The 24,022-nt window shown below is 53.9% G+C and carries 24 protein-coding genes; 9 read left to right on the top strand and 15 right to left on the bottom strand.

Annotated features, from left to right (window positions below; genetic code table 11):
* Positions 1–49: 49 nt before the first annotated feature.
* Positions 50–310, top strand: a complete 261-nt coding sequence (locus tag QMG44_RS19945) for a YfhL family 4Fe-4S dicluster ferredoxin (RefSeq protein ID WP_020883006.1) — start codon at positions 50–52, stop codon at positions 308–310.
* On the opposite strand, the gene acpS is transcribed toward QMG44_RS19945, so the two are convergent.
* The 11 genes from acpS to rpoE all read right to left on the bottom strand — a co-directional run bounded on the left by acpS (position 307) and on the right by rpoE (position 9,678).
* Positions 307–687 (bottom strand): holo-ACP synthase, encoded by a 381-nt coding sequence (gene acpS, locus QMG44_RS19940; protein ID WP_014171209.1) that lies wholly within the window; start codon positions 685–687, stop codon positions 307–309. The two genes, QMG44_RS19945 and acpS, sit on opposite strands and share 4 nt — an antisense overlap.
* Entirely contained in the window at positions 687–1,418 is a 732-nt protein-coding gene (gene pdxJ, locus QMG44_RS19935) for a pyridoxine 5'-phosphate synthase (RefSeq protein ID WP_014171210.1), read from the bottom strand. The genes acpS and pdxJ overlap by 1 nt, the downstream gene beginning before the upstream one ends.
* Positions 1,419–1,495: 77 nt before the next feature.
* Entirely contained in the window at positions 1,496–2,203 is a 708-nt protein-coding gene (recO, locus tag QMG44_RS19930; protein WP_014171211.1) for a DNA repair protein RecO, read from the bottom strand.
* 11 nt (positions 2,204–2,214) lie between these two features.
* Entirely contained in the window at positions 2,215–3,120 is a 906-nt protein-coding gene (gene era / locus QMG44_RS19925) for a GTPase Era (protein WP_014171212.1), read from the bottom strand.
* The gene (gene rnc, locus QMG44_RS19920) at positions 3,117–3,797 is read right to left on the bottom strand and encodes a ribonuclease III (RefSeq protein WP_003860711.1); all 681 of its coding nucleotides are present in this window, start codon (positions 3,795–3,797) and stop codon (positions 3,117–3,119) included. The genes era and rnc overlap by 4 nt, the downstream gene beginning before the upstream one ends.
* A gap of 222 nt (positions 3,798–4,019) precedes the next feature.
* On the bottom strand, positions 4,020–4,994 hold the full coding sequence (gene lepB / locus QMG44_RS19915) for a signal peptidase I (protein ID WP_014171215.1): 975 nt from the start codon (positions 4,992–4,994) through the stop codon (positions 4,020–4,022).
* 15 nt (positions 4,995–5,009) lie between these two features.
* Complete coding sequence (gene lepA, locus QMG44_RS19910; RefSeq protein ID WP_014171216.1) at positions 5,010–6,809, bottom strand: translation elongation factor 4; 1,800 nt, start codon at positions 6,807–6,809, stop codon at positions 5,010–5,012.
* 185 nt (positions 6,810–6,994) lie between these two features.
* Positions 6,995–7,471 (bottom strand): SoxR-reducing system protein RseC, encoded by a 477-nt coding sequence (gene rseC, locus QMG44_RS19905; RefSeq protein ID WP_281853259.1) that lies wholly within the window; start codon positions 7,469–7,471, stop codon positions 6,995–6,997.
* Positions 7,468–8,421, bottom strand: coding sequence for a sigma-E factor regulatory protein RseB (gene rseB / locus QMG44_RS19900; RefSeq protein WP_014171218.1), 954 nt, complete (start codon positions 8,419–8,421; stop codon positions 7,468–7,470). The genes rseC and rseB overlap by 4 nt, the downstream gene beginning before the upstream one ends.
* On the bottom strand, positions 8,421–9,071 hold the full coding sequence (gene rseA / locus QMG44_RS19895) for an anti-sigma-E factor RseA (RefSeq protein WP_025203448.1): 651 nt from the start codon (positions 9,069–9,071) through the stop codon (positions 8,421–8,423). The genes rseB and rseA overlap by 1 nt, the downstream gene beginning before the upstream one ends.
* A 31-nt stretch (positions 9,072–9,102) precedes the next feature.
* Positions 9,103–9,678 (bottom strand): RNA polymerase sigma factor RpoE, encoded by a 576-nt coding sequence (gene rpoE / locus QMG44_RS19890; RefSeq protein ID WP_006176728.1) that lies wholly within the window; start codon positions 9,676–9,678, stop codon positions 9,103–9,105.
* Positions 9,679–10,102: 424 nt separating this feature from the next.
* Here rpoE and nadB point away from each other — a divergent pair, with 424 nt between their 5' ends.
* A complete protein-coding gene (gene nadB, locus QMG44_RS19885; protein ID WP_020883000.1) occupies positions 10,103–11,722 on the top strand; it encodes an L-aspartate oxidase in 1,620 nt (539 codons plus the stop codon).
* On the opposite strand, the gene QMG44_RS19880 is transcribed toward nadB, so the two are convergent.
* Positions 11,707–12,444 (bottom strand): tRNA(1)(Val) (adenine(37)-N(6))-methyltransferase TrmN, encoded by a 738-nt coding sequence (locus QMG44_RS19880; RefSeq protein ID WP_032680478.1) that lies wholly within the window; start codon positions 12,442–12,444, stop codon positions 11,707–11,709. The genes nadB and QMG44_RS19880 overlap by 16 nt on opposite strands.
* A gap of 132 nt (positions 12,445–12,576) precedes the next feature.
* Between QMG44_RS19880 and srmB the strand changes: the two genes are divergently transcribed.
* Positions 12,577–13,905: an ATP-dependent RNA helicase SrmB gene (srmB, locus tag QMG44_RS19875; RefSeq protein WP_020882998.1), complete on the top strand. Its 1,329-nt coding sequence runs from the start codon at positions 12,577–12,579 to the stop codon at positions 13,903–13,905.
* A 53-nt stretch (positions 13,906–13,958) separates the two neighbouring features.
* Here the strand turns inward: srmB and grcA are convergent, their stop codons facing one another.
* A complete protein-coding gene (gene grcA, locus QMG44_RS19870) occupies positions 13,959–14,342 on the bottom strand; it encodes an autonomous glycyl radical cofactor GrcA (protein WP_013098327.1) in 384 nt (127 codons plus the stop codon).
* 314 nt (positions 14,343–14,656) lie between these two features.
* On the opposite strand from grcA, the gene ung reads away from it, so the two are divergent.
* Positions 14,657–15,346, top strand: coding sequence for a uracil-DNA glycosylase (gene ung, locus QMG44_RS19865; RefSeq protein ID WP_086532208.1), 690 nt, complete (start codon positions 14,657–14,659; stop codon positions 15,344–15,346).
* Between the two features lie 45 nt (positions 15,347–15,391).
* On the opposite strand, the gene QMG44_RS19860 is transcribed toward ung, so the two are convergent.
* Positions 15,392–16,477: a tRNA/rRNA methyltransferase gene (locus tag QMG44_RS19860; protein WP_063214627.1), complete on the bottom strand. Its 1,086-nt coding sequence runs from the start codon at positions 16,475–16,477 to the stop codon at positions 15,392–15,394.
* A gap of 204 nt (positions 16,478–16,681) precedes the next feature.
* Between QMG44_RS19860 and trxC the strand changes: the two genes are divergently transcribed.
* From trxC to QMG44_RS19830, 5 genes are all read left to right on the top strand, one after another.
* On the top strand, positions 16,682–17,101 hold the full coding sequence (gene trxC / locus QMG44_RS19855; protein ID WP_014171226.1) for a thioredoxin TrxC: 420 nt from the start codon (positions 16,682–16,684) through the stop codon (positions 17,099–17,101).
* A 69-nt stretch (positions 17,102–17,170) separates the two neighbouring features.
* Positions 17,171–17,869 carry a tRNA-uridine aminocarboxypropyltransferase gene (gene tapT, locus QMG44_RS19850; protein WP_047743101.1) on the top strand — a complete coding sequence of 233 codons (699 nt, stop codon included), beginning with the start codon at positions 17,171–17,173 and terminating at the stop codon, positions 17,867–17,869.
* A 35-nt stretch (positions 17,870–17,904) separates the two neighbouring features.
* Positions 17,905–20,568, top strand: a complete 2,664-nt coding sequence (gene pat / locus QMG44_RS19845) for a bifunctional acetate--CoA ligase family protein/GNAT family N-acetyltransferase (RefSeq protein WP_063924699.1) — start codon at positions 17,905–17,907, stop codon at positions 20,566–20,568.
* A 110-nt stretch (positions 20,569–20,678) separates the two neighbouring features.
* Positions 20,679–22,034, top strand: coding sequence for a CDP-diacylglycerol--serine O-phosphatidyltransferase (pssA, locus tag QMG44_RS19835; protein ID WP_086532207.1), 1,356 nt, complete (start codon positions 20,679–20,681; stop codon positions 22,032–22,034).
* A gap of 45 nt (positions 22,035–22,079) precedes the next feature.
* The gene (locus tag QMG44_RS19830) at positions 22,080–22,403 is read left to right on the top strand and encodes a YfiM family lipoprotein (protein ID WP_086532206.1); all 324 of its coding nucleotides are present in this window, start codon (positions 22,080–22,082) and stop codon (positions 22,401–22,403) included.
* Here QMG44_RS19830 and QMG44_RS19825 read toward each other — a convergent pair.
* Positions 22,400–23,695 (bottom strand): MFS transporter, encoded by a 1,296-nt coding sequence (locus QMG44_RS19825; RefSeq protein ID WP_020882991.1) that lies wholly within the window; start codon positions 23,693–23,695, stop codon positions 22,400–22,402. The two genes, QMG44_RS19830 and QMG44_RS19825, sit on opposite strands and share 4 nt — an antisense overlap.
* Positions 23,696–24,022 lie beyond the last annotated feature (327 nt).

The raw sequence follows: 24,022 nt of genomic DNA, 5'->3' as shown, positions 1-24,022 counted from the left end.
ATGAGCGTATAATGCCCGCCCTGTTTGTGTTGTTTCTGAGAATTTCCTGATGGCGCTGTTAATCACCAAAAAATGCATCAATTGCGATATGTGCGAACCGGAATGCCCGAACCAGGCGATTTCGATGGGCGAGAGCATTTATGAGATTAACAGCGACCGCTGCACTGAATGCATCGGCCACTACGAAACGCCGACCTGTCAGAAAGTGTGCCCAATCCCCAATACCATCCTGAAGGATCCGGCACACGTCGAGAGCGAAGAGCAGCTTTGGGATAAGTTTGTCCTGCTGCATCACGCGGACAAACTTTAACTTTCGATAATTACCGTCGCGCAGGCGTAGTGGCGTTCATCGGCGAGCGTCACATGCATGTGATTTACGCCGAGTTTCTCTGCCAGCGTTTGCGCCTCACCCCATAAACGCAGGCGTGGTTTACCCAGCTCATCGTTAAACACTTCAAACTGATTAAACGCCAGACCATTACGAATACCGGTGCCGAAGGCTTTCGCTGCCGCCTCTTTGACGGCAAAGCGCTTGGCCAGAAAACGTACCGGCTGCTGATGCGTCTCCCAGATGGCCCATTCGTTATCGCTCAGCACGCGTCGTGCCAGGCGATCGCCGCTACGGGCGATCACCGCTTCAATGCGGGCTATTTCAACGATATCGGTGCCTAAGCCCAGAATAGCCATTACTGACGCGCTTCCAGCATCAGGCGTTTCATTTCTGAGACCGCCTCTTTCAGGCCACTCATTACCGCACGGCCAATAATAGCGTGGCCGATATTCAGCTCATGCATTTCTGGCAGGGCTGCAATGGCCTTGACGTTATGGTAGGTCAGGCCATGCCCGGCGTTAACTTTCAGCCCCAGGCTCGCGGCATAGGTGGCCGCATTGGCGATACGCTCCAGCTCTTTGGCCTGCGTAGTTTCGTCTTTCGCATCAGCGTAACAGCCGGTATGAATTTCAATATAGGGCGCGCCCACTTCGGCAGCCGCTTTGATCTGTGCTACATCGGCGTCGATGAACAGAGAGACCAGGATACCTGCCTCAGCCAGACGCTTGCAGGCATCACGCATTTTGTCGCGTTGACCCGCCACGTCCAGGCCCCCTTCGGTGGTCACTTCCTGACGTTTTTCCGGTACCAGGCAGCAGAAATGCGGCTTCGTCTCGCAGGCAATCGTCAGCATCTCTTCCGTGACCGCCATCTCCAGGTTCATGCGGGTGTCCAGCGTCTGACGCAAAATGCGCACATCGCGGTCGGTAATATGACGGCGGTCTTCACGCAGGTGAACGGTAATGCCATCGGCGCCAGCCTGCTCAGCGATGAACGCCGCCTGAACCGGATCGGGATAAGCCGTGCCGCGTGCATTACGCAGCGTGGCGATGTGATCAATGTTGACGCCTAACAGTAATTCAGCCATGACAATCCTCGGTATTTTAGTTCGTGTCCCTGCCTCCCTCTCCCTCAATAAGAGGGCTGGAGCGAGGGTCTGATACGTTAACGTTTCGGCATAAACTGCCTGAACAATTCGCGGCTCTTTAAGGGCTTGCCGCCAAGATACGGCTTGAGCGCAATCCGGGTAAAGCGTTTTGCTGCGCGAAGGGTATCCTGATCGGGAAACTCACGCGCATACAGCGCTCTAAGCTGTCGCCCGGTAAAGGTGCTGTTATCTATCACGACGCTGGCGATAAAGCCTTTTTCTTCACGGTAGCGATAGGTCATCGCATCCTCTACCTCGTCTCCGCTCCCTGCACAATGCAAAAAATCGACCCCATAGCCCAGGTGTCCAAGCAGCGCCAGCTCAAAACGACGCAGGGCAGGTTCGGGCGTACCGGTAGCGCCGGCCAGCGCCTGGATACAGTGCAGGTAATCAAAGAAAAGTTCAGAGAAGCGAGTCTCATGCTCCAGAACACGTGAGATGAGTTCGTTGACATAGAGACCGCTGTACAGCGTGATACCAGAAAGGGGGAGCGCCAGAGAGACGGCTTCGGCACTGCGCAGGGTTTTGACTTCCCCACGCCCGCCGAAACGTACCAGCAGCGGAGTGAAAGGCTGTAAGGCGCCCTTCAGGCCGGAGCGTTTGGAACGTGCGCCTTTAGCAACAAGGCGCACACGGCCCGACTCTTCCGTGAAAACGTCCAGCATAAGGCTGGTCTCGCTCCACGGACGGCTATGGAGGACAAAGGCACGCTGCCATCCATCCACGATGTTCAGTCTTAGACGTCGTCGCCGTAACCGAGGCTGCGCAATGCACGCTCATCATCGGCCCAGCCTGATTTCACCTTCACCCACAGTTCAAGGTGAACCGGGGCTTCAAACATGTCCTGCATGTCTCTGCGCGCTTCAATGCCGATGGTTTTGATCTTGGCACCTTTGTTGCCGATCACCATCTTCTTCTGCCCTTCACGCTCAACGAGGATCAGGCCGTTGATGTCATAGCCGCCGCGTTCGTTGGTCTGAAAACGTTCAATCTCAACCGTTACGGAGTACGGCAGTTCCGCGCCGAGGAAACGCATCAGTTTTTCACGGATGATCTCAGAGGCCATAAAGCGCTGAGAACGATCGGTGATGTAATCTTCCGGGAAGTGATGAATCGCTTCCGGCAGATGTTTGCGCACGATGCCTGCGATGGTATCGACGTTCAGACCGGTCTCGGCAGACAGCGGGACGATATCAAGGAAGTTCATCTGGCTTCCCAGCCACTGCAGATGCGGCAGCAGATCGGCTTTTTCCTGCACGTTGTCCACTTTGTTGACCGCAAGGATCACCGGCGTTTTACCGTCGCGCAGTTTGTTCAGCACCATTTCGTCGTCAGGCGTCCAGCGGGTGCCTTCCACCACGAAAATCACCAGCTCTACGTCGCCAATCGAGCTGCTCGCCGCCTTGTTCATCAGGCGGTTGATGGCGCGCTTCTCTTCCATGTGCAGGCCCGGGGTATCAACGTAGATCGCCTGATAGGCGCCTTCCGTGTGGATACCGACGATGCGGTGACGCGTGGTCTGCGCCTTACGGGAAGTAATGGAAATTTTCTGCCCAAGCAGATTATTCAACAGGGTAGATTTGCCAACGTTCGGACGTCCGACGATGGCAATAAACCCGCAATACGTTTTTTCTTCGCTCATTCCAGCTCCAGCATTTTTAACGCCTGTTCGGCGGCAGCCTGTTCAGCCTTACGACGACTAGAACCTGTGCCGACCACCGGTTCACTCAGGCCACTGACCTGGCAATGGATGGTAAATTCCTGATCGTGCGCTTCGCCCCGCACCTGCACCACCAGATAGGATGGCAGCGGGAGGTGGCGACCCTGCAAATATTCCTGCAGACGCGTTTTCGGATCTTTTTGTTTATCGCCCGGACTGATTTCGTCCAGACGGGTTTGATACCAGTTAAGGATCAGCTTTTCTACGGTCTGAATATCGCTGTCCAGGAACACACCACCAATTAATGCTTCGACCGTGTCGGCAAGAATAGATTCACGACGGAAGCCGCCGCTTTTCAGTTCACCCGGCCCAAGTCGCAGACATTCGCCCAGTTCAAATTCACGAGCGATTTCCGCCAGGGTATTACCCCGAACCAGCGTCGCGCGCATGCGGCTCATATCACCTTCGTCCACACGTGGGAAACGATGATAAAGCGCATTCGCGATCACGAAACTTAAAATAGAGTCACCCAGGAACTCGAGGCGCTCATTATGCTTGCTGCTGGCACTGCGGTGGGTTAATGCCTGTTGCAACAACTCCTGATGATGAAAAGTGTAGCCCAGCTTCCGTTGAAGCCGATTAATTACGATGGGGTTCATGCGATACCAGTAAATGAATGCGTCAAAAATGCAGCACACGAAACCGACCTGAGAAGACCAACGCGGTTTCGTGTGCCGTGGCACCCTTGCAGGGCCAACCTTAAACTTCGGGGGAATATTCTATACACAACGACAGGGGATGTCGTTAGTCCAAAGAGATTTATCGCTGAAATAATTCACGTAGCCGCTAATTAACGCGGCTACGCGTTCATTTAATGAGAATTAATGGATCCCGCCGATACGATTCAGGCGAACGCCGGTCGGCCATTCGCCTTCCTGCTTCTCAAAACTCATCCAGATAGCGGTCGCTTTACCTACCAGATTCGCTTCCGGCACAAAGCCCCAGTAACGGCTGTCCGCGGAATTATCGCGGTTATCACCCATCATGAAGTAGTGTCCCGGTGGTACGATCCAACTGGCCAGCTGTTGGCCTGGCTGCCGGTAGTACATCCCCACTTGATCCTGCGCGATTGGCACGGTGAGGATACGGTGGGTCACATCACCCAGCGTCTCTTTACGTTCAACCAGGCGAATACCGTCCTCTTTGGTCTCGCCTTTAGGCACCTGGAAGAAACCGCTGGTCGCTTCACCGCCGTTACGGCGAGCAAAGGTCTGCACAAAATCACTTGGCTCAACGTTTGAGTAAGTGATTGGCAGCGCGTTTTCACACGCGGTACCGGAGCTGCAGCCAGGCTGAACGGTAACTTCTTTCGCCACCGGATCGTAGGTGACTTTATCACCCGGCAGACCCACTGCACGCTTGATGTAATCCAGACGCGGATCTTCCGGGTATTTAAACACCACGATGTCGCCACGTTTTGGATGACCGGTTTCGATCAGCGTTTTCTGGTAGATCGGATCTTTAATCCCGTAGGCAAACTTCTCAACCAGAATAAAATCGCCAATCAGCAGCGTTGGCATCATTGAACCAGACGGGATCTGGAACGGCTCGTAAATAAACGAGCGGACAACCAGCACAATCGCCAGCACCGGAAATACCGATGCCCCGGTTTCCAGCCAGCCCGGTTTCGGGCCGACTTTCTTCAGGGTTTTCGCGTCCAGCCCATCGCCAGTGGCTGCCTGTGCGGCAGCCTGACGTTCATGGCGTTTTGGGGCGAAAATAAACTTATCCAGACACCACAACAAACCTGTCACCAGGGTAGCAATGACCAGAATCAGGGCAAACATGTTCGCCATGCCAACTCCTTAGGGTTATTTGCCGTCTTTACCAACATGAAGGATGGCAAGGAATGCTTCCTGCGGCAGTTCGACGTTACCGACCTGCTTCATACGCTTCTTACCTTCTTTCTGTTTCTGCAGCAGCTTTTTCTTACGGCTGACGTCACCGCCGTAGCATTTCGCCAGAACGTTTTTACGCAGCTGTTTCACAGTAGAACGGGCAATAATGTGGTTACCGATGGCGGCCTGAATCGCGATATCAAACTGCTGACGCGGGATCAGCTCTTTCATCTTCTCAACCAGCTCACGGCCACGGTATGGCGCATTGTCGTTGTGAGTGATCAGTGCCAGCGCATCCACACGCTCGCCGTTGATCAGCACGTCCACACGCACCATGTTAGACGCCTGGAAGCGTTTGAAGTTGTAATCCAGTGACGCATAGCCACGAGAGGTAGACTTCAGACGATCGAAGAAGTCGAGGACCACTTCCGCCATAGGGATTTCGTACGTCAGCGCAACCTGATTACCGTGGTAAACCATGTTGGTCTGTACGCCACGCTTCTCAATACACAGCGTAATAACGTTACCCAGGAACTCCTGCGGCAGCAGCATATGACACTCTGCAATGGGCTCGCGCAGTTCTTCGATATTGTTCAGCGGCGGCAGCTTGGACGGGCTATCGACGTAGACGATCTCTTTGTTGGTGGTCTGCACTTCGTACACAACGGTCGGTGCCGTGGTGATCAGATCCAGATCGTATTCACGCTCCAGACGCTCCTGGATGATCTCCATGTGCAGCAGACCAAGGAAGCCGCAGCGGAAGCCGAAGCCCAGCGCCGTGGAGCTTTCTGGTTCATAGAACAGGGAAGCATCGTTGAGGCTCAGCTTGCCGAGCGCATCACGGAAGTTTTCATAGTCGTCAGAGCTGACCGGGAACAGACCCGCGTAAACCTGCGGTTTAACCTTTTTAAAGCCTGGCAGCGCTTTGTCTGCCGGGTTACGTGCACCGGTCAGGGTATCGCCCACTGGCGCACCGAGGATGTCTTTAATGGCGCAGACCAGCCAGCCTACTTCGCCACATTTCAGCTCGGTACGGTCAACCTGTTTTGGTGTGAAAATACCCAGACGGTCAGCGTTGTAAACCTGGCCAGTACTCATTACCTTGATTTTGTCGCCTTTACGCATGGTGCCGTTTTTAATACGCACCAGCGAGACAACGCCCAGGTAGTTATCAAACCAGGAGTCGATGATCAGCGCCTGCAGCGGGGCATCCGGGTCACCTTCTGGTGCCGGGATATCACGCACCAGGCGTTCCAGCACGTCGGTCACGCCCACGCCCGTTTTAGCGGAGCAGCGCACCGCATCGGTCGCGTCGATGCCGACAATATCTTCAATCTCTTCCGCTACGCGCTCAGGATCGGCAGCTGGCAGGTCAATTTTGTTCAGAACCGGCACAACCTCGAGATCCATTTCCATCGCGGTGTAGCAGTTTGCCAGGGTCTGGGCTTCAACGCCCTGCCCGGCATCCACAACCAGCAGCGCGCCTTCACAGGCCGCCAGCGAGCGTGAAACTTCATAGGAGAAGTCAACGTGGCCTGGGGTGTCGATAAAGTTCAGCTGATAGATTTCGCCATCAGCCGCTTTGTAATCAAGCGTAACGCTCTGCGCTTTGATGGTGATACCGCGTTCGCGTTCCAGGTCCATGGAGTCCAGAACCTGGGCTTCCATTTCACGATCAGACAGGCCACCGCAAATCTGGATAATACGGTCAGACAGCGTCGACTTACCGTGGTCAATGTGAGCAATGATCGAAAAGTTACGTATGTTCTTCATATAGTTAAATAATTATGCCTTACGAATTCCTGGAGGCCGCTGTTCTTAGCCTGACGTTTTTCAGTGCGAAAACGCCGCATTCTACACTACATCCCCGTTACCTGGAAATGTACTTAGCGCCAGGTATAGCGTGAAGAAATGACGTTTTCTGTTTTAGGACGTAAAAAAGGACAAAGCCCGATGGATCACCGGGCCTCAGAAGAGAGCGTCTCAACACGAAGCTGGTCGGGTGCCAGCCCAACGCTGAGAATAACAGGCTGCCACTCTTCGCGTGCGGCAAGCTTCGGGGAGAGAGCTTTGGCCAGCCAGAATCCCCCTACGCCGCCCAATGCCGCACCACACATGACGGCCACATCGGTACCAAACAGCATCTGGAATACGCCGCCCATAACAAACAGCCCCACCAGCGGAGAGAGATAAACCAGCATGGCGGACGTGAGCAGGCTACCTTCTGCAATTCCCAGCTCCACCTTTTGCCCCACCATCAGCGGCCGATCGCTTGGCACGGAAATGGTATGCGAGGTTTGCGGCCCGAGCTTATTCAGCACGCGGCTACCGCAACCGGCTCTGGAAGCACAGCTATTGCATGAGGCCTTAACATCACAGCTCACCAGCGCAATGCCATTCTGCCACGATACGACCGTAGCCCACTCTTTAATCATTGTGCAGCCCTGAATTTAATGCTGTCGGAAATACGCTTCGCCGTTTGTGGCGGTAATTCACCCACAATGGTGATCTCTGCGTTATCGCGAACCGTGGTGCTGACCGTCCTGCGTCCGGTACGCAGCATTTGTTCAGAACTGTTTGCCGATGCGCGGTTAATGTTCACCGAGAAACTGAACAAACCATCGGAATAAAGACGCGATTCAACCGGTGTTTCAATGGTTGGCAGTTGTCGACGGCTGCTGGAGACTTCGCTAAACCCTTGCGGGATCCAGGAAGGAACCCAGTTGAAGTTGACGGAATCACCCGCCGGTACCGAAAGCAGCGGCGGCAGGCTGGCTTTCGCCAGATTCTGCATGCTATTACCCACCTGATTGTTCACGCTAAAGGAGATAACGCGGAACTGTTCCAGCGTTTCACCATCACGGTCAAGCAGGTCTACACGCATTGGCAGCTTGGTTTCGGCGTCAATCCAGACGATATAGCTGTAGCGCGTTCCGTCACGGGCAACAACGCGGATCACCTCACACAGTCTGTCCGCAATGCGCGTACGCCCTACTGAAATGAAATCATAGTAAGGCGCAAGACGTTTGAAGTCGGTGTAGATAAGCGATGGCAGAGAATCGACGATATAATCGCCATTCAGCGTGAAAGGCTCCAGACCGGGTTCGAAATAACTGATTTCGTTACCACGCTGGACAACTTCCCGACGCGGGCCATCCATCTGTAAAAGCTGGGCGAGCGGCTGGTTATCAAGACGGGCATGGCGGTATCGTAACGACTCGACGCCCTGCTTATTGATACTGATAAATGCCAACTCGTAATTGAGTGACTGGCTGGCCAGATTCATTTGCTGCAACAACGCCCCGGATGAAACATCAGCCGAGGCGTTGGCAGAGAAGAACAGGCTACCCGCCATCAGAGACATGGCGAACCAAAGTTGCTTCATTACTGCGATTGCGTTCCTAAAGTTTGGTTTCCGGGCACCTGCACAGCCGCTTGCTGGGTTTGTGCCTGCTCAAACTGAAGCTGTTCAGAGTGCAGACGACGCTGCAACTCGTAATCCTGCAACATCGCATTAATGCGACGGCGTTGCTCCTGAACCTGCTGTTGCTGGCCGCCGCTGGCGGATGCATCAGCCGGAACACCCAAACTTACCGGGCTGGCTTTGCCCATCATCGGCAGTGTGTTGAACACTGGCGCTTCTGGCTGCTGATTAGTTTCAGACTGAGTATTATAGTGCTGGACGCCAACGATAACTGCAAGCGATACGCATGCAGCCACACCCATTTGGGTGAGCTGGCTGGCCCACGGACGCACCTTGTGCCAGAACGGCATTTTCTGCCACTGGTGAGGCGCAGGTTGAGCTTCAGGAATCAGCGGAGTGGTCTGACGGACAGGCTCATTTTCAATGGCCGCCATCACGCGAGCTGAGATATCGAAATGGAGAACCTCGCCGGTGTCACCGCGAAGGGTGTCACGAATGAGATGGTAACTCTCCCAGGTCTCTTGCATTTCGGGAGAATGAGACAGCTCGTTGAGCAGCTCACTATCCAGCGTTTCACCATCCATTAAAGCGGAAAGTTTTTCTTTCTGCATGCCTAATACCTTTTCCAGTATCCCGCTATCGTCAACGCCTGATAAGCGGTTGAACTTTATTATCAATTGCTTCTCGCGCACGGAAAATACGTGAACGTACCGTGCCGACCGGACAATCCATGATGGCGGCTATCTCTTCATAGCTCAAACCATCCAACTCCCGTAACGTAATTGCCATGCGTAAATCTTCCGGGAGCGACTCGATCGTGCGAAAAACGATTTGTCTCAGTTCTTCTGACAACATTAAGTTCTCAGGGTTCGAAATTTCTTTCAGCGCACCGCCACTTTCGAAGTTTTCGGCGTCGATTGCGTCCACATCACTTGAAGGCGGACGGCGGCCCTGAGCGACCAGATAATTCTTTGCCGTATTGACCGCAATACGGTACAGCCAGGTATAAAAAGCACTATCTCCCCGGAATGAATCCAGCGCGCGATAGGCCTTAATAAAAGACTCTTGTACTACATCAGGCACATCGCCTGACGGTACATAGCGGGAAACCAGGCTCGCCACCTTATGCTGGTAGCGCACCACCAGTAAGTTAAAGGCTTTCTGATCTCCCTTCTGGACCCGTTCAACCAGGACCTGGTCCGTTAACTGCTCGCTCATCCGAGGTAATGTCTCCCCAAACCTAAATTCCACGCGTTATCGAAACGCCACTCTTAAAAAACCGCACTTTGAGCAAGCACCGAATTAGAGTGTCTGATCTTCAATAAGTTCCGTAACGCCTTTGTTTTTGTTCATCGCGCCGCAGACTGTTCATTTTCTCTCATTATAAGTCTGTTCACGATACGCACCACTTTATGACAAGAAACATCTCTTTTCCCGCCAGAAGAGTAACGCAACCCAGTCTTTATTTCACCACAAAATCTGACGCTAACGATCTGCTTCGCAAAATATTTTCTTTCTTTTACGTGGTTTTAATCCTCCGCCTCGAGTTTAGCGGTTACAACTCACATCAAAAAAAACGTGCGATATCTCGCATTCGGATGCTATTCTGACCAAACACTGTTTAGTAAATTAAACAAAAATCATGAACACAACACCTGAACTGCATTGTGATGTACTGATCATCGGTAGCGGCGCTGCCGGTCTCTCCCTGGCACTGCGTCTGGCCGAACATCAGAGCGTAATCGTTCTGAGCAAAGGGCCGATAAGTGAAGGTTCTACGTTTTATGCCCAGGGCGGTATTGCCGCCGTGTTTGATGAGACAGACAGCATTGCGTCGCATGTCGACGATACGCTGATTGCCGGGGCCGGGATCGTGGATGCACATGCCGCAGAGTTTGTGGCCAGTAATGCCCGTCATTGCGTGCAGTGGTTGATCGATCAGGGCGTATTATTTGATACACAGGTGCAGCCAAACGGTGAAGAGAGTTACCACCTGACCCGCGAAGGCGGGCATAGCCACCGCCGTATCCTGCATGCCGCAGACGCTACCGGTAAAGAAGTCGAAACCACACTGGTCAGCAAAGCCCTCAGCCATCCTAACATTCGGGTCCTTGAGCGCAGCAATGCCGTTGACCTGATTATTTCCGACAAGATTGGCCTTCCGGGTACGCGTCGTGTCGTGGGTGCCTGGGTCTGGAATCGCAATAAAGAGAAGGTTGAGACCTGTCAGGCGAAGGCCGTAGTGCTGGCGACTGGCGGTGCATCCAAAGTGTATCAGTATACCACCAACCCCGATATTGCCTCCGGAGACGGGATCGCCATGGCCTGGCGCGCCGGTTGTCGCGTGGCAAACCTTGAATTCAACCAGTTTCACCCGACCGCCCTGTTCCATCCTCAGGCGCGTAATTTCCTGTTGACGGAAGCCCTGCGCGGTGAAGGCGCATACCTGAAACGTCCTGACGGCTCCCGCTTTATGCCGGACTTTGACCCCAGGGGCGAGCTGGCACCGCGCGATATCGTTGCCCGCGCCATCGACCATGAAATGAAGCGTCTTGGCGTGGACTGCATGTATCTGGACATCAGCCATAAGCCGGCAGAGTTTATCCGCCAGCATTTCCCGATGATCTACGAAAAGCTGCTGGGTCTGGGGATTGATTTAACCCGCGATTCGGTGCCCATCGTGCCTGCCGCTCACTATACCTGCGGGGGCGTAATGGTTGACGATCACGGTCGCACCGATGTGGATGGCCTGTATGCTATCGGTGAAGTAAGTTATACCGGGCTTCATGGCGCGAATCGGATGGCGTCGAACTCACTGCTGGAGTGTCTGGTTTACGGCTGGTCTGCCGCGGAAGATATCACGAAGCGCATGCCTTACGCCCGTCAGACTGAAAACCTGCCTGCCTGGGATGAAAGCCGCGTGGAGAACCCGGATGAACTGGTCGTTATTCAGCATAACTGGCACGAACTGCGGCTGTTTATGTGGGACTACGTCGGGATTGTGCGGACCACGAAACGTCTTGAACGCGCATTACGCCGTATCACGATGCTGCAGCAGGAAATCGATGAATATTATGCCAATTTCCGCGTATCCAATAATCTGCTGGAGCTGCGCAATCTGGTTCAGGTTGCCGAATTGATTGTTCGCTGCGCGATGATGCGCAAAGAGAGCCGCGGTTTGCACTATACCCTCGACTACCCCGATCAACTGGCCGAGTCCGGCCCGTCGATCCTCTCCCCGCAGGTTCACATAAACAGATAAAACGCCTGGGTCAGAGCGGTGTAATCTTCGGAATAACGCTGGTCTGGCCCACGGATCACCATTCGGTCGTTAAAGCATTCACCTTCTTTGGGTGAGAGCGCCAGCAGCACACGGTGCGGCAATCGCCCTTCGGTATCTGCAATATCGGTGCGTAAACGTAATTTCCAGCCAATCTCTTGCGCTATGCCAATAAACGCATTGCCGGTGCTTTCTGGCAGAACCACGCAGAAAAAACCCTCTTCTGAAATAAGTTCTGCGGCACTGATCAGCAGCGCCTTATGGTCGAGGGAGCCGGTATAACGGGCCTGTTCACGCTCAGGCGTTCCGCACTCAACTCCGGGCGCGTAGTAGGGAGGATTGCTGACAATCAGGTCGTAACGCGCGGTTTGCTCCGGCGTCCAGTCGAGCACATCTGCACATTCAACGTTAATCCGGGCGGCCCACGGAGATTCAGCCGCATTTTCACTCGCCTGCTCTGCCGCCTGCGCATCCAGCTCCACCGCATCTATGGTGACATGCGCTTCGGTACGTTGCGCCAGCATCAGCGCCAACAGCCCGCTGCCCGTCCCAATATCCAGAATACGCTTTACACCTGCGACAGGTGCCCAGGCACCCAGTAAAATACCGTCTGTACCGACTTTCATGGCACAGCGATCGTGAGCGACAAAAAATTGTTTAAACGTAAAACCATCGCGGCGCAACTGCGCTTTGAGTTGAGACATGTCAGGGCAACCTTCTAAGTGAAACTGGAGTAGCATAGGGGAAAGCGAAGTGGCCGCAAAGCGATATCCATACAAACAGATGAAGATTACAGCCGTAACGTCTATAATCAGCGCCCCACACAGAGGTAGAACATGACTGTAACGACTTTTTCCGAACTTGAACTCGATGAAAGCCTGCTCAATGCACTTGAGAGCAAAGGCTTTACACGCCCGACCGCCATTCAGGCAGCGGCCATTCCGCCTGCGCTTGAGGGCCGCGATGTGCTCGGTTCTGCGCCAACCGGCACGGGGAAGACAGCAGCTTACTTGCTGCCTGTGTTGCAGCATCTGCTCGATTTTCCACGTAAAAAATCAGGCCCGCCGCGTATTTTGATCCTGACGCCGACGCGCGAGCTGGCGATGCAGGTTGCCGATCACGCCCGCGAGCTGGCGGCCAATACCCATCTGGATATCGCCACGATCACTGGCGGCGTTGCGTATATGAACCACGCCGAAGTGTTCAGCGAAAATCAGGACATCGTCGTTGCGACGACCGGTCGCCTGCTGCAGTACATTAAAGAAGAGAACTTCGACTGCCGCGCGGTAGAAACACTGATTCTGGATGAAGCTGACCGCATGCTGGACATGGGCTTCGCGCAGGATATCGAACATATCGCGGGTGAGACACGCTGGCGTAACCAGACGATGCTGTTCTCTGCCACCCTTGAAGGTGACGCGATCAAAGACTTCGCAGAGCGCCTGCTGGAAGATCCGGTGGAAGTTTCCGCGACACCGTCCACGCGCGAACGCAAGAAGATCCACCAGTGGTATTACCGTGCAGATAACCTTGAACATAAGGTTGAGTTACTTAAGCACCTGCTGAAGCAGGACGATGCCACCCGTACCATCGTCTTTGTGCGTAAGCGCGAGCGTGTGCATGAACTGGCTGAAATGCTGCGTAATGCCGGGATCAATAACTGCTATCTCGAAGGCGAGATGGCGCAGGTTAAGCGTACCGAAGGGATTAAACGTCTGACTGATGGTCGCGTGAACGTGCTGGTCGCAACAGACGTTGCTGCACGCGGGATCGACATTCCGGACGTCAGTCACGTCATTAACTTCGATATGCCACGCAGCGGCGACACCTATCTGCACCGCATTGGCCGTACCGGCCGTGCCGGACGCAAAGGTATCGCGATCTCTCTGGTCGAAGCGCATGACTACCTGCTGCTGCAGAAAATTGGCCGCTACGTCGATGAGCCACTGAAAGCACGCGTTATTGATGAGCTTCGCCCGACCACACGTGCACCGAGTGAAAAAATGACGGGCAAACCGTCTAAAAAAGCGCTCGCAAAACGTGCTGAGAAAAAAGAGAAAGAAAAAGAGAAGCCGCGCGTGAAGCAGCGCCACCGCGATACCAAGAATATTGGTAAGCGCCGTAAACCAAGCTCTGCCGCACCAGAGACGAAAACTGAAGAGTAAAAAAAAGCCGGGGAAAACCCCGGCTTTTTTATTCCACCCCCGAGACTGAAACCTTACAGGCTTTCAGTAAAGGTACGCGCAATAACGTCGCGCTGCTGTTCCGGGGTCAGAGAGTTAAAACGTACTGCATAACCTGATACACGAATTGTCAGCTGTGGGTATTTTTCCGGGTGCTTAACCGCATCTTCCAGCGTTTCACGGCGCAGCACGTTCACGTTCAGGTGCTGACCACCTTCAACGCGCACTTCCGGTTTTACTTCCATTGGGATTTCACGGTATTCGATTTCGCCCAGTTTGTTCACCGGAACGATTTCATCTTCAGCAAAACCCGCTTTCGCTACTACACAGCGCGCTTCATTTTTCTCGCTGTCCAGCAGCCAGAAAGAGTTGAGCAGGTCGTCATTTGCAGCTTTAGTAATCTGGATACCTGTAATCATGTGTTGCCTCCCTTAGGCTACATTAACTGGTGTCGGCCTTGCGCGGCCAATTGGTAAAACCATTGTTTCTTGTGTGTATATATATCACTCGCACCCCGGTCATTTATTGATTTAAATCAACAAAAACACCAACCACACAAAGAGTGTGGTTTGATTTTATTGTTCCAGATCAATTTCATTGCTTTACCAGCTCAACTCCTTTCGCATCCATTCAAAATAAATTGAATGACTTACGGTGATTTTATGCCTGGGATTTTGCACCCCGGGTTTTAGCGGTTAAGCTAGGCGCAGAATGTGATTCGCAGGAGAGCGAGATGACGACACTGTTGACCTGGCACGATGTGCTGGCAGAAGAGAAACAGCAGCCCTATTTTATTAACACCCTCAGCACCGTTGCGGCAGAGCGGCAGTCTGGCCAGACGATTTATCCACTACAAAAAGATGTTTTCAACGCGTTTCGCTATACCGAGCTCAGCGATGTGAAAGTGGTTATCCTCGGCCAGGATCCTTACCACGGACCGGGACAGGCTCACGGGCTTGCTTTCTCTGTACGTCCTGGGGTTGCTATCCCCCCTTCGCTTCTGAACATGTACAAAGAACTCGAAAAGACCGTGCCCGGCTTTACCCGGCCCACGCATGGTTATCTGGAAAGCTGGGCGCGCCAGGGCGTGCTGTTACTGAATACGGTACTCACCGTACGTGCCGGTCAGGCACATTCTCACGCCAGCCTGGGCTGGGAAACCTTAACCGATAAAGTCATCAGCCTTATCAACGAGCATCGTGAAGGGGTGGTGTTTTTACTGTGGGGTTCCCACGCGCAGAAGAAAGGGGCGATTATCGACAGGCAGCGTCATCATGTCCTGAAGGCACCGCATCCGTCACCGCTGTCAGCGCATCGTGGTTTCTTTGGTTGTAATCATTTTGTTCTGGCGAACGAGTGGCTGGAAAAACGTGACGAAACGCCAATTGACTGGATGCCAGTGTTACCGGCTGAGAGTGAGTAACGCATCGGATGTGCCCGTTTTAGCGGGCACATCCGACGCACAGTATTATGCTTTATTCTGACGCCACCATTCCGCCAGCAGTACGCCAGTCGCAACGGAAACGTTCAGACTTTCAACATTGCCTGTACCGTCGATAGAGACGCTCAGATCCGCGCTGGAAAGCACAGCATCCGACAGGCCATCACGCTCCTGACCCAGCACCAGCACCATTTTACGCGGCAGTGTCGCTTTAAACAGCGGCGTAGCGGCATGGCTGGAGGTCGTGACGATGGCATATCCCGCATTACGGAACTGCTCAATGGCATCCAGAACGCTGTCGCCGGTGATCGGCTGAACATGCTCTGCCCCGCCCTCTGCAGTACGGATCGCGGCACCCGATTCCAGCAGCGCGGCATCCTGTAACAGCACGCCTTTCACGCCAAAGTGCGCGCAGCTACGCATCATTGCACCCAGATTATGTGGGTTGCCCACATCTTCAAGTGCCAGCACGCAGTCATCGGCTTCCGCCTGGCTAACCCACTGCTGTACGGTAGTCCCGTTACGTTTTTTGATCAGGAAGCACACGCCACCGTGGTGTTCAGTGCCTGATGCTTTCGTCAGCTCAGCGTCATCCACCACATGGTAGGCTTTACGGTTTGCCGCCATCCAGCGCAGCGCTTCTTTAAAGCGCGGGGTTACGCTCTGGATAAACCATGCGCGAACGATGCACTCAGGACGGCTCTGGAACAGCGCCTGGCAGGCGTTCTCGCCATAGACTCGGGTCTCTTCTGCACGCTGACGGCGCAGCACTTCCGGGTCAATAAAGCTTTTCCCGCTGATGCCGCCGTGATCGGCTTTTTCAGGCGCCTCATCACCAGGGGCGCGAGAAACGGTACGCCAGGGGGATGAACCCTCGCGCGAGAAATCATCGCGTTTGCGATCGTCACGCTTGCGGTCATCACGTTTGCGGTCATCACCGCGGTTATTTCTGTCATCGCGGGCGGGGCGACGGCCACCGTCTGCACGAGAAGACGCCGGACGCCCGCCACCTTTTCCGGTACGCGGATTTTGGGTGCGTTTATCAGAGTCATCATCACTGCGGACATACATCACTTTGACCTTGCCGCTTTTGTTTTTCATTTCGTCGTTCATGCTTTTCTCCACCAGCGCTGCGCGAAGCGCGCAGATTACCCGATGTGCAAGCTCATAGCCATAAATTCGTACAAAAGCCTGTGACTATTGTTCTCATTGAATAAAACGCATTGTCGTTTCAAACAGGCTGAATGATAATATGTAACATATTAGAAACATTATCGGCATTCTGCCGCTGTCCCACGGCTCTATCAGAGGTTAGTTATGAATACCGTATGTGCCAACTGTCAGGCTCTTAATCGCATTCCGGACGATCGGATTGAAGATGGTGCGAAATGCGGGCGTTGTGGCCATGAACTGTTTGATGGCGATGTTATCAACGCTACGGGTGCTACGCTGGACAAACTCCTCAAGGACGATCTTCCGGTGGTTGTCGATTTTTGGGCACCGTGGTGTGGTCCGTGCCGTAGCTTCGCGCCTGTCTTCGAGGATGTTGCCGAAGAACGCAGCGGCAAAATGCGTTTTGTTAAGGTCAATACCGAAGCAGAACGTGAGCTGAGTGCACGCTTTCGCATTCGCAGCATCCCAACCATCATGATTTTCAAAAATGGTGAAGTGATCGACATGCTTAACGGTGCTGTTCCTAAAGCACCGTTTGATAGCTGGTTAAACGAATCGCTGTAACATTAACGGGGCGCATCTTGTGCCCCGTTCCTTCCTCTGCGAAAATAGGGTTTTTCCTGCACTTCGCCCATGACTGATAACGCTGTTCTTCAACTGCGCGCCGCACGCCTGGCCCGCGCGACTCGCCCTTTTCTTGCCCGCGGCAATCGTGTTCGCCGCTGTCAGCGTTGTCTGCTGCCGCTAAAAGTTTGTCTGTGCGAGACCCTTGCGCCGAGCACGGCGAAGAGTCGTTTTTGCCTGGTCATGTTCGATACCGAACCAATGAAACCCAGCAATACCGGACGCCTTATTGCCGACATTCTGCCGGATACCGCGGCATTTCAGTGGTCACGCACGGAACCGCCTCAAGCCCTGCTCGACTTAGTAGCAAACCCGGACTATCAGCCAATGGTCGTATTTCCGGCCTCGTATGCTGGCGAAGATCGCCAGGTGCTTTCGGCACCGCCATCAGGTAAACCGCCGCTGTTTATTATGCTGGACGGAACCTGGACCGAAGCGCGAAAAATGTTCCGCAAAAGTCCTTATCTCGATTCATTGCCGGTGATTTCGGTCGACCTTTCACGCGTCTCGGCCTACCGCCTGCGAGAAGCGCATGCTGACGGGCAATACTGTACCGCTGAAGTGGCGATTGCCCTTCTGGATTTAGCGGGAGATACCGTCGCGGCAGGTGCGCTGGGGAGCCATTTCTCCTGCTTTCGTGAACGTTACCTGGCAGGAAAAACCGTTCATAAGGGCAGCGTCACAGCAACTGAGACAGAAAACGTTTAAAATCATCAGGTCGCTTGCATTCACAGGAGGCCTGCATGAGCCAGCGAGGGTTAGAAGCGCTACTTCGTCCTAAATCCATTGCCGTTATCGGCGCATCAATGAAACCGGATCGCGCAGGCTATCTGATGATGCGTAACCTGCTGGCCGGCGGATTTAATGGCCCCGTCATGCCCGTGACGCCTGCCTATAAGGCTGTTCAGGGGGTGCTGGCATGGCCGGACGTGCAGAGCCTGCCTTTCATACCGGACCTTGCCATCCTGTGTACAAATGCGAAACGTAATCCAGCCCTGCTGGAGTCGCTCGGCAGGAAAGGATGTAAAACCTGCATTATTCTCTCGTCTCCGCCCGAACAGCAGCCGGAGCTTCTGGCATGCGCCAGTCGCTACCAGATGCGCATTCTTGGGCCAAACAGTCTGGGCCTGCTCGCCCCGTGGCAAGGGCTGAATGCCAGCTTCTCCCCGGTCCCTATCCGCCAAGGCAAACTCGCATTTATTTCGCAATCGGCTGCGGTATCGAACACGATCCTCGACTGGGCGCAACAGCGTGAGATGGGGTTTTCCTACTTCATTGCTCTGGGTGACAGCCTGGACATCGACGTTGATGAACTGCTCGATTTTCTGGCTCGCGACAGCAAAACCAGCGCCATTCTTCTTTATCTTGAGCACCTGAGCGACGCCCGTCGTTTTGTATCAGCTTCCCGTAGCGCGTCCCGTAACAAACCGATTCTGGTGATCAAAAGCGGGCGTAGCCCCGCCGCCCAGCGTCTGCTGCAGTCGCATTCCGGCATGGATCCCGCCTGGGATGCCGCGATTCAACGCGCAGGTTTGCTACGGGTTCAGGATACACACGAGCTTTTTTCCGCCGTCGAGACGTTAAGCCATATGCGTCCGTTACGCGGTGAGAAGTTAATGATTGTCAGTAATGGCGCGGCTCCTGCCGCACTTGCACTGGATGAACTGTGGCTGCGCAATGGCAAGCTGGCCACCCTGGGTGAGGAGACGCTACAACGCCTGAAAGAGGCGCTGCCGGCAAGCGTTAGCCCAGGCAATCCCCTCGATTTGCGCGATGACGCCAGTAGCGATCACTATATCAGGGCGATCTCCCTTTTACTGGATAGCCAGGATTTCGACGCGCTGATGATTATTCACTCCCCCAGCGCGGTCGCTCCCGGGAGTGAAAGCGCGCGCGCACTGATTGACGCCGTCCGGAACCATCCGCGTGGTAAATATGTCACTCTGCTGACCAACTGGTGCGGTGAGTTCTCTTCCCAGGAGGCACGACGCCTGTTCAGTGAAGCCGGTCTGCCCACCTACCGCACTCCGGAAGGCACGATTACGGCGTTTATGCATATGGTGGAGTATCGCCGCAACCAGAAGCAGCTCCGTGAAACCCCGGCTTTACCGGGTAACCTGACGGCGAACACCGCCGATGTTCACCGGCTTTTACAGCAGGCTATCGAAGAGGGAGCCACCTCGCTTGATACGCACGAAGTGCAGCCGATTCTGGGCAGTTACGGGATGCAAACCCTGCCCACCTGGATTGCCGGCGACAGCGCCGAAGCCGTGCATATTGCCGAACAAATTGGCTATCCCGTTGCCCTCAAGCTTCGCTCACCGGATATCCCGCATAAGTCTGATGTCCAGGGGGTGATGTTATACCTGCGGACTGCGACCGAGGTACAGCAAGCCGCTGATGCCATATTCGACCGGGTCAAAATGGCCTGGCCTCAGGCGCGGATCCACGGACTGCTGGTGCAAAGCATGGCTAATCGCGCTGGCGCTCAGGAGTTGCGCGTGGTGGTTGAATACGATCCTGTCTTTGGCCCGCTTATCATGCTGGGGGAAGGCGGCGTCGAGTGGCGTCCTGAGGAGCAGGCGGTCGTGGCTTTGCCACCACTGAACATGAACCTGGCGCGTTATCTGATCATTCAGGCCATCAAAAGCAAAAAAATCCGGGGCCGAAGCGCGCTGCGCCCTCTTGATATTGCCGGGTTGAGTCAGTTCCTGGTGCAGGTGTCTAATCTGATTGTTGATTGCGCGGAGATCCAGCGGCTGGACATCCACCCGCTGCTCGCCTCCGGCAGTGAGTTTACGGCTCTGGACGTCACGCTGGATATCGCGCCTTTCGAGGGTGACAGAGAGAGCCGCCTTGCGATCCGCCCGTATCCTCTGCAGCTGGAGGAGTGGGTGGAGATGAAAAACGGGGAGCGCGCGTTGTTCCGCCCTATCCTGCCGGAAGATGAACCGCAGCTGCGCACGTTCATCTCTCAGGTAACGAAAGAGGATCTTTACTATCGCTATTTTAGCGAAATCAACGAATTTACCCACGATGATTTAGCCAATATGACCCAGATCGACTACGATCGAGAAATGGCATTTGTCGCCGTCCGTCGTTCCGATAAGGGCGATGAGATCCTCGGCGTTACGCGTGCTATTTCCGACCCGGATAATGTTGATGCGGAGTTTGCTGTGCTGGTGCGCTCCGATCTGAAAGGGTTGGGTCTGGGGCGACGGCTGCTGGAAAAACTCATCAGTTATACGCGAGATCACGGATTGTTACGCCTCAATGGCATTACTATGCCTAACAATCGCGGTATGGTGACCCTGGCGCGAAAACTTGGATTTGACGTTGATATTCAGCTGGACGAAGGTATTGTGGCCTTATCCCTGAGCCTGATATCAGCGGATAAAGCCGAGTAAGCTACTGGAAATGTTACCCACTTTGGACGGGACTGGTGGTATCATTGTCCGCTTATGTTGTTTGCATGGTACAGACAACCCTTCAATGAACAGAGAAGAAACGCACTGTGATGTTGTCAAAATTTAAGCGTAATAAACATCAACAACACCTTGCTCAACTACCGAAGATTTCTCAGTCAGTTGATGATGTAGAGTTCTTTTACGCTCCCGCCCATTTTCGGGAGACGCTTCTGGAAAAGATTGCCGGCGCTACGCGTCGCATTTGCATTGTGGCCCTGTATCTTGAACAAGATGAAGGTGGGCGCGCGATCTTAAATGCGCTCTATGAAGCCAAGCGTCAACGTCCGGAACTGGATATTCGCGTGCTGGTCGACTGGCACCGCGCTCAGCGTGGCCGTATAGGCGCTGCTGCTTCAAACACCAATGCTGACTGGTATTGCCGCACGGCGCAGGAAAATCCTGGCGTCGATGTGCCCGTTTACGGCGTACCTGTAAATACCCGAGAAGCGCTCGGCGTCCTTCATTTCAAAGGGTTCATCATTGATGATAGCGTGCTGTACAGCGGCGCGAGCCTGAATGATGTTTACCTTCATCAGCTCGATAAATATCGATATGACCGTTACCATCTGGTTCGTAATCCGCAGATGGCGGATATCATGTTTAATTGGGTTGATAAGAACTTAGTACAGGGTCGCGGCGTAAATCGTCTTGACGATCCACACCGTCCTAAAAGCCCGGAAATTAAAAATGATATCCGCGCGTTCCGCCAGGAACTGCGTGATGCGGTCTACCATTTCCAGGGCGATGCCAATAACGAAGAGCTATCCGTTACACCGCTGGTGGGGTTAGGCAAATCAAGCCTGCTGAACAAAACGATTTTCCACCTGATGCCGTGTGCGGAGCAGAAACTCATCATCTGCACCCCTTACTTCAACCTTCCCGCCGTGCTGGTGCGTAATATCATTCAGCTGCTGCGTGATGGTAAAAAAGTTGAAATTATCGTCGGTGACAAAACGGCTAACGACTTCTTTATTCCTGAAGATCAACCGTTCAAGATTATCGGTGCCCTCCCTTATCTCTATGAGATTAACCTGCGCCGTTTCCTGAGCCGTTTACAGTATTACGTTAACACTGACCAGCTGGTCGTGCGTCTGTGGAAAGATGAAGACAACAGTTATCATCTGAAAGGGATGTGGGTCGACGATGAATGGATGCTGCTTACGGGCAATAACCTCAACCCTCGCGCCTGGCGTCTGGATCTCGAAAATGCCATCCTGATCCATGACCCGAAACATGAGTTAGCGACCAGTCGTGAACGTGAGCTCGAGCTTATTCGCACGCATACCACTGTGGTTCAGCATTACCGTGAACTGCAGAGCATTGCCGATTACCCGGTGAAAGTCCGCAAGCTTATTCGTCGCCTGCGTCGAATCCGTATTGACAGACTTATCAGCCGTATTCTGTGATGTCCAGGCCCTGTCAGCGACAGGGCTTTTTTTTGGAGTCCGCTAATGCGTATTCTTCTCTTGCTGAGTGCTCTCTTTCTCAGTGGCTGTAGCCATATGGCTAACGATAGCTGGTCCGGGCAGGATAAAGCGCAACACTTTCTCGCCTCCGCGATATTGTCCGCTGCCGGTAATGAGTATGCACAACATCAGGGGTACAGTCGGGATCGTAGTGCGGCAATCGGCCTGATGTTCTCTGTAAGCCTTGGGGCTTCAAAAGAGCTGTGGGATAGCCGCTCCGCGGGGAGCGGCTGGAGCTGGAAAGACTTTGCCTGGGACGTAGCCGGCGCCACGACCGGCTATGCCGTATGGCAGATGGCACGCTATTAGAGACGAATACCTTTACCCTTTCGATGCAGCATCAGGGAGACAATAAAGGCCAGTGCCCCCATCACCGTCACGTACCAGAAGAAGGTTGTTTCCGTACCCCATGATTTAAGCGACAGCGCGACGTACTCCGCAGAGCCACCGAACAGCGCATTGGCGACCGCATAAGAAAGCCCTACCCCCAAAGCGCGTACCTGTGCCGGGAACATCTCAGCCTTCAGGATCCCACTGATCGATGTGTAAAAACTGACAATGACCATCGCCAGCATGACCAGACCAAAGGCGGCATACGGTGAGGAAACGTGCTGAAGCGCAGTTAAAATGGGAACAGTACATAACGCGGACATGCCGCCAAAGATCAGCATTGACGTGCGACGCCCTATTTTATCGGAGAGCGCGCCAATAAGTGGCTGAATCAGCATAAAGACGAACAACGCGACGGTCATGATAGCGCTGGCGACGTTGGCGTGCATGCCCGTGGTGTTCACCAGATATTTTTGCATGTAGGTGGTGAAGGTGTAAAAGCTGAGAGAACCGCCCGCGGTGAACCCGAGAACCATCAGGAAAGCTTTGCGGTTACGCCACAGCCCTTTAAACGACCCCGCCTCCTTCAGCGCCCGGACCTCTTTTTGCGAGGTTTCATCCAACTGACGACGCAACCAGAGTGCGACGACCGCCAGTACAGCGCCCATCGCGAAAGGAATTCGCCATCCCCACTCATGAAGCTGGCTGTCGGTAAGCACCTGCTGCAGAATAACCACCACCAGAATGGCCAGAAGCTGGCCACCAATAAGCGTGACGTACTGGAAAGAGGCGTAAAACCCTTTCCGGCCCTCAAGGGCAATTTCACTCATGTAAGTGGCGCTGGTACCGTATTCTCCTCCAACAGAAAGCCCCTGGAACAGACGAGCCAGTAGCAAAAGAGCCGGCGCCCATGTCCCGATAGCGTCATAACCGGGAAGACAGGCGATCACCAGCGAGCCAAAACACATCATGCAGACCGAAATCAGCATGGATGCCTTACGTCCTCGACGGTCTGCGATCCGTCCAAACAACCATCCACCAATGGGGCGCATTAAGAAGCCCGCAGCAAATACGCCAGCCGTTTGCAGAAGCTGTGTGGTGGTGTTGCCGGACGGGAAGAAGATATGTGCGAAGTAAAGTGAACAGAATGAGTAGACGTAAAAGTCGAACCATTCCACCAGGTTCCCTGAAGAGGCACTGACGATTGCCCATACCCTTCTACGGGAATCACTGGCAGCCAGCGTCCCGTTCGATGTTATGCTTTCTGTCATTGTGATTATGCTCCTGCCATAAAAACGGCATGCTGAGTCCTGCGAACTCACGATCTTGTAAAGCAAATGTTATTATTTTGTTATAAATAACATTGAGAGTAAGATCACATTTTCTGTTAGCAAGGTAAGTTATAGGATAAAGACTAAGGGTCGTGGGCTGGTATGGCGGTGTGCAGTCTGATGCCGTCTCCGGCGACGGGAAAAACCCAAAGCAAAAAACCCCGCACCATACGGTACGGGGTTCTTTTAATTGATGCCTGGCAGTTCCCTACTCTCACATGGGGAGACCCCACACTACCATCGGCGCTACGGCGTTTCACTTCTGAG

Source organism: Enterobacter sp. 200527-13, from assembly GCF_027924865.1.
GTDB classification, from domain to species: domain Bacteria; phylum Pseudomonadota; class Gammaproteobacteria; order Enterobacterales; family Enterobacteriaceae; genus Enterobacter; species Enterobacter ludwigii.
The sequence above is the reverse complement of the archived record's forward strand: the minus strand, read 5'-3'. Positions and strand labels throughout refer to the sequence as shown.

What these genes read in the sequence shown, in the direction of transcription:
- QMG44_RS19945 (WP_020883006.1), top strand. Translation starts at nt 50, where the DNA reads ATGGCGCTGTTAATCACCAAAAAATGCATCAATTGCGATATGTGCGAA.
- acpS (WP_014171209.1), bottom strand. Translation starts at nt 687, where the DNA reads ATGGCTATTCTGGGCTTAGGCACCGATATCGTTGAAATAGCCCGCATT.
- pdxJ (WP_014171210.1), bottom strand. Translation starts at nt 1,418, where the DNA reads ATGGCTGAATTACTGTTAGGCGTCAACATTGATCACATCGCCACGCTG.
- era (WP_014171212.1), bottom strand. Translation starts at nt 3,120, where the DNA reads ATGAGCGAAGAAAAAACGTATTGCGGGTTTATTGCCATCGTCGGACGT.
- rnc (WP_003860711.1), bottom strand. Translation starts at nt 3,797, where the DNA reads ATGAACCCCATCGTAATTAATCGGCTTCAACGGAAGCTGGGCTACACT.
- lepB (WP_014171215.1), bottom strand. Translation starts at nt 4,994, where the DNA reads ATGGCGAACATGTTTGCCCTGATTCTGGTCATTGCTACCCTGGTGACA.
- lepA (WP_014171216.1), bottom strand. Translation starts at nt 6,809, where the DNA reads ATGAAGAACATACGTAACTTTTCGATCATTGCTCACATTGACCACGGT.
- rseC (WP_281853259.1), bottom strand. Translation starts at nt 7,471, where the DNA reads ATGATTAAAGAGTGGGCTACGGTCGTATCGTGGCAGAATGGCATTGCG.
- rseB (WP_014171218.1), bottom strand. Translation starts at nt 8,421, where the DNA reads ATGAAGCAACTTTGGTTCGCCATGTCTCTGATGGCGGGTAGCCTGTTC.
- rseA (WP_025203448.1), bottom strand. Translation starts at nt 9,071, where the DNA reads ATGCAGAAAGAAAAACTTTCCGCTTTAATGGATGGTGAAACGCTGGAT.
- rpoE (WP_006176728.1), bottom strand. Translation starts at nt 9,678, where the DNA reads ATGAGCGAGCAGTTAACGGACCAGGTCCTGGTTGAACGGGTCCAGAAG.
- nadB (WP_020883000.1), top strand. Translation starts at nt 10,103, where the DNA reads ATGAACACAACACCTGAACTGCATTGTGATGTACTGATCATCGGTAGC.
- QMG44_RS19880 (WP_032680478.1), bottom strand. Translation starts at nt 12,444, where the DNA reads ATGTCTCAACTCAAAGCGCAGTTGCGCCGCGATGGTTTTACGTTTAAA.
- srmB (WP_020882998.1), top strand. Translation starts at nt 12,577, where the DNA reads ATGACTGTAACGACTTTTTCCGAACTTGAACTCGATGAAAGCCTGCTC.
- grcA (WP_013098327.1), bottom strand. Translation starts at nt 14,342, where the DNA reads ATGATTACAGGTATCCAGATTACTAAAGCTGCAAATGACGACCTGCTC.
- ung (WP_086532208.1), top strand. Translation starts at nt 14,657, where the DNA reads ATGACGACACTGTTGACCTGGCACGATGTGCTGGCAGAAGAGAAACAG.
- QMG44_RS19860 (WP_063214627.1), bottom strand. Translation starts at nt 16,477, where the DNA reads ATGAACGACGAAATGAAAAACAAAAGCGGCAAGGTCAAAGTGATGTAT.
- trxC (WP_014171226.1), top strand. Translation starts at nt 16,682, where the DNA reads ATGAATACCGTATGTGCCAACTGTCAGGCTCTTAATCGCATTCCGGAC.
- tapT (WP_047743101.1), top strand. Translation starts at nt 17,171, where the DNA reads ATGACTGATAACGCTGTTCTTCAACTGCGCGCCGCACGCCTGGCCCGC.
- pat (WP_063924699.1), top strand. Translation starts at nt 17,905, where the DNA reads ATGAGCCAGCGAGGGTTAGAAGCGCTACTTCGTCCTAAATCCATTGCC.
- pssA (WP_086532207.1), top strand. Translation starts at nt 20,679, where the DNA reads ATGTTGTCAAAATTTAAGCGTAATAAACATCAACAACACCTTGCTCAA.
- QMG44_RS19830 (WP_086532206.1), top strand. Translation starts at nt 22,080, where the DNA reads ATGCGTATTCTTCTCTTGCTGAGTGCTCTCTTTCTCAGTGGCTGTAGC.
- QMG44_RS19825 (WP_020882991.1), bottom strand. Translation starts at nt 23,695, where the DNA reads ATGACAGAAAGCATAACATCGAACGGGACGCTGGCTGCCAGTGATTCC.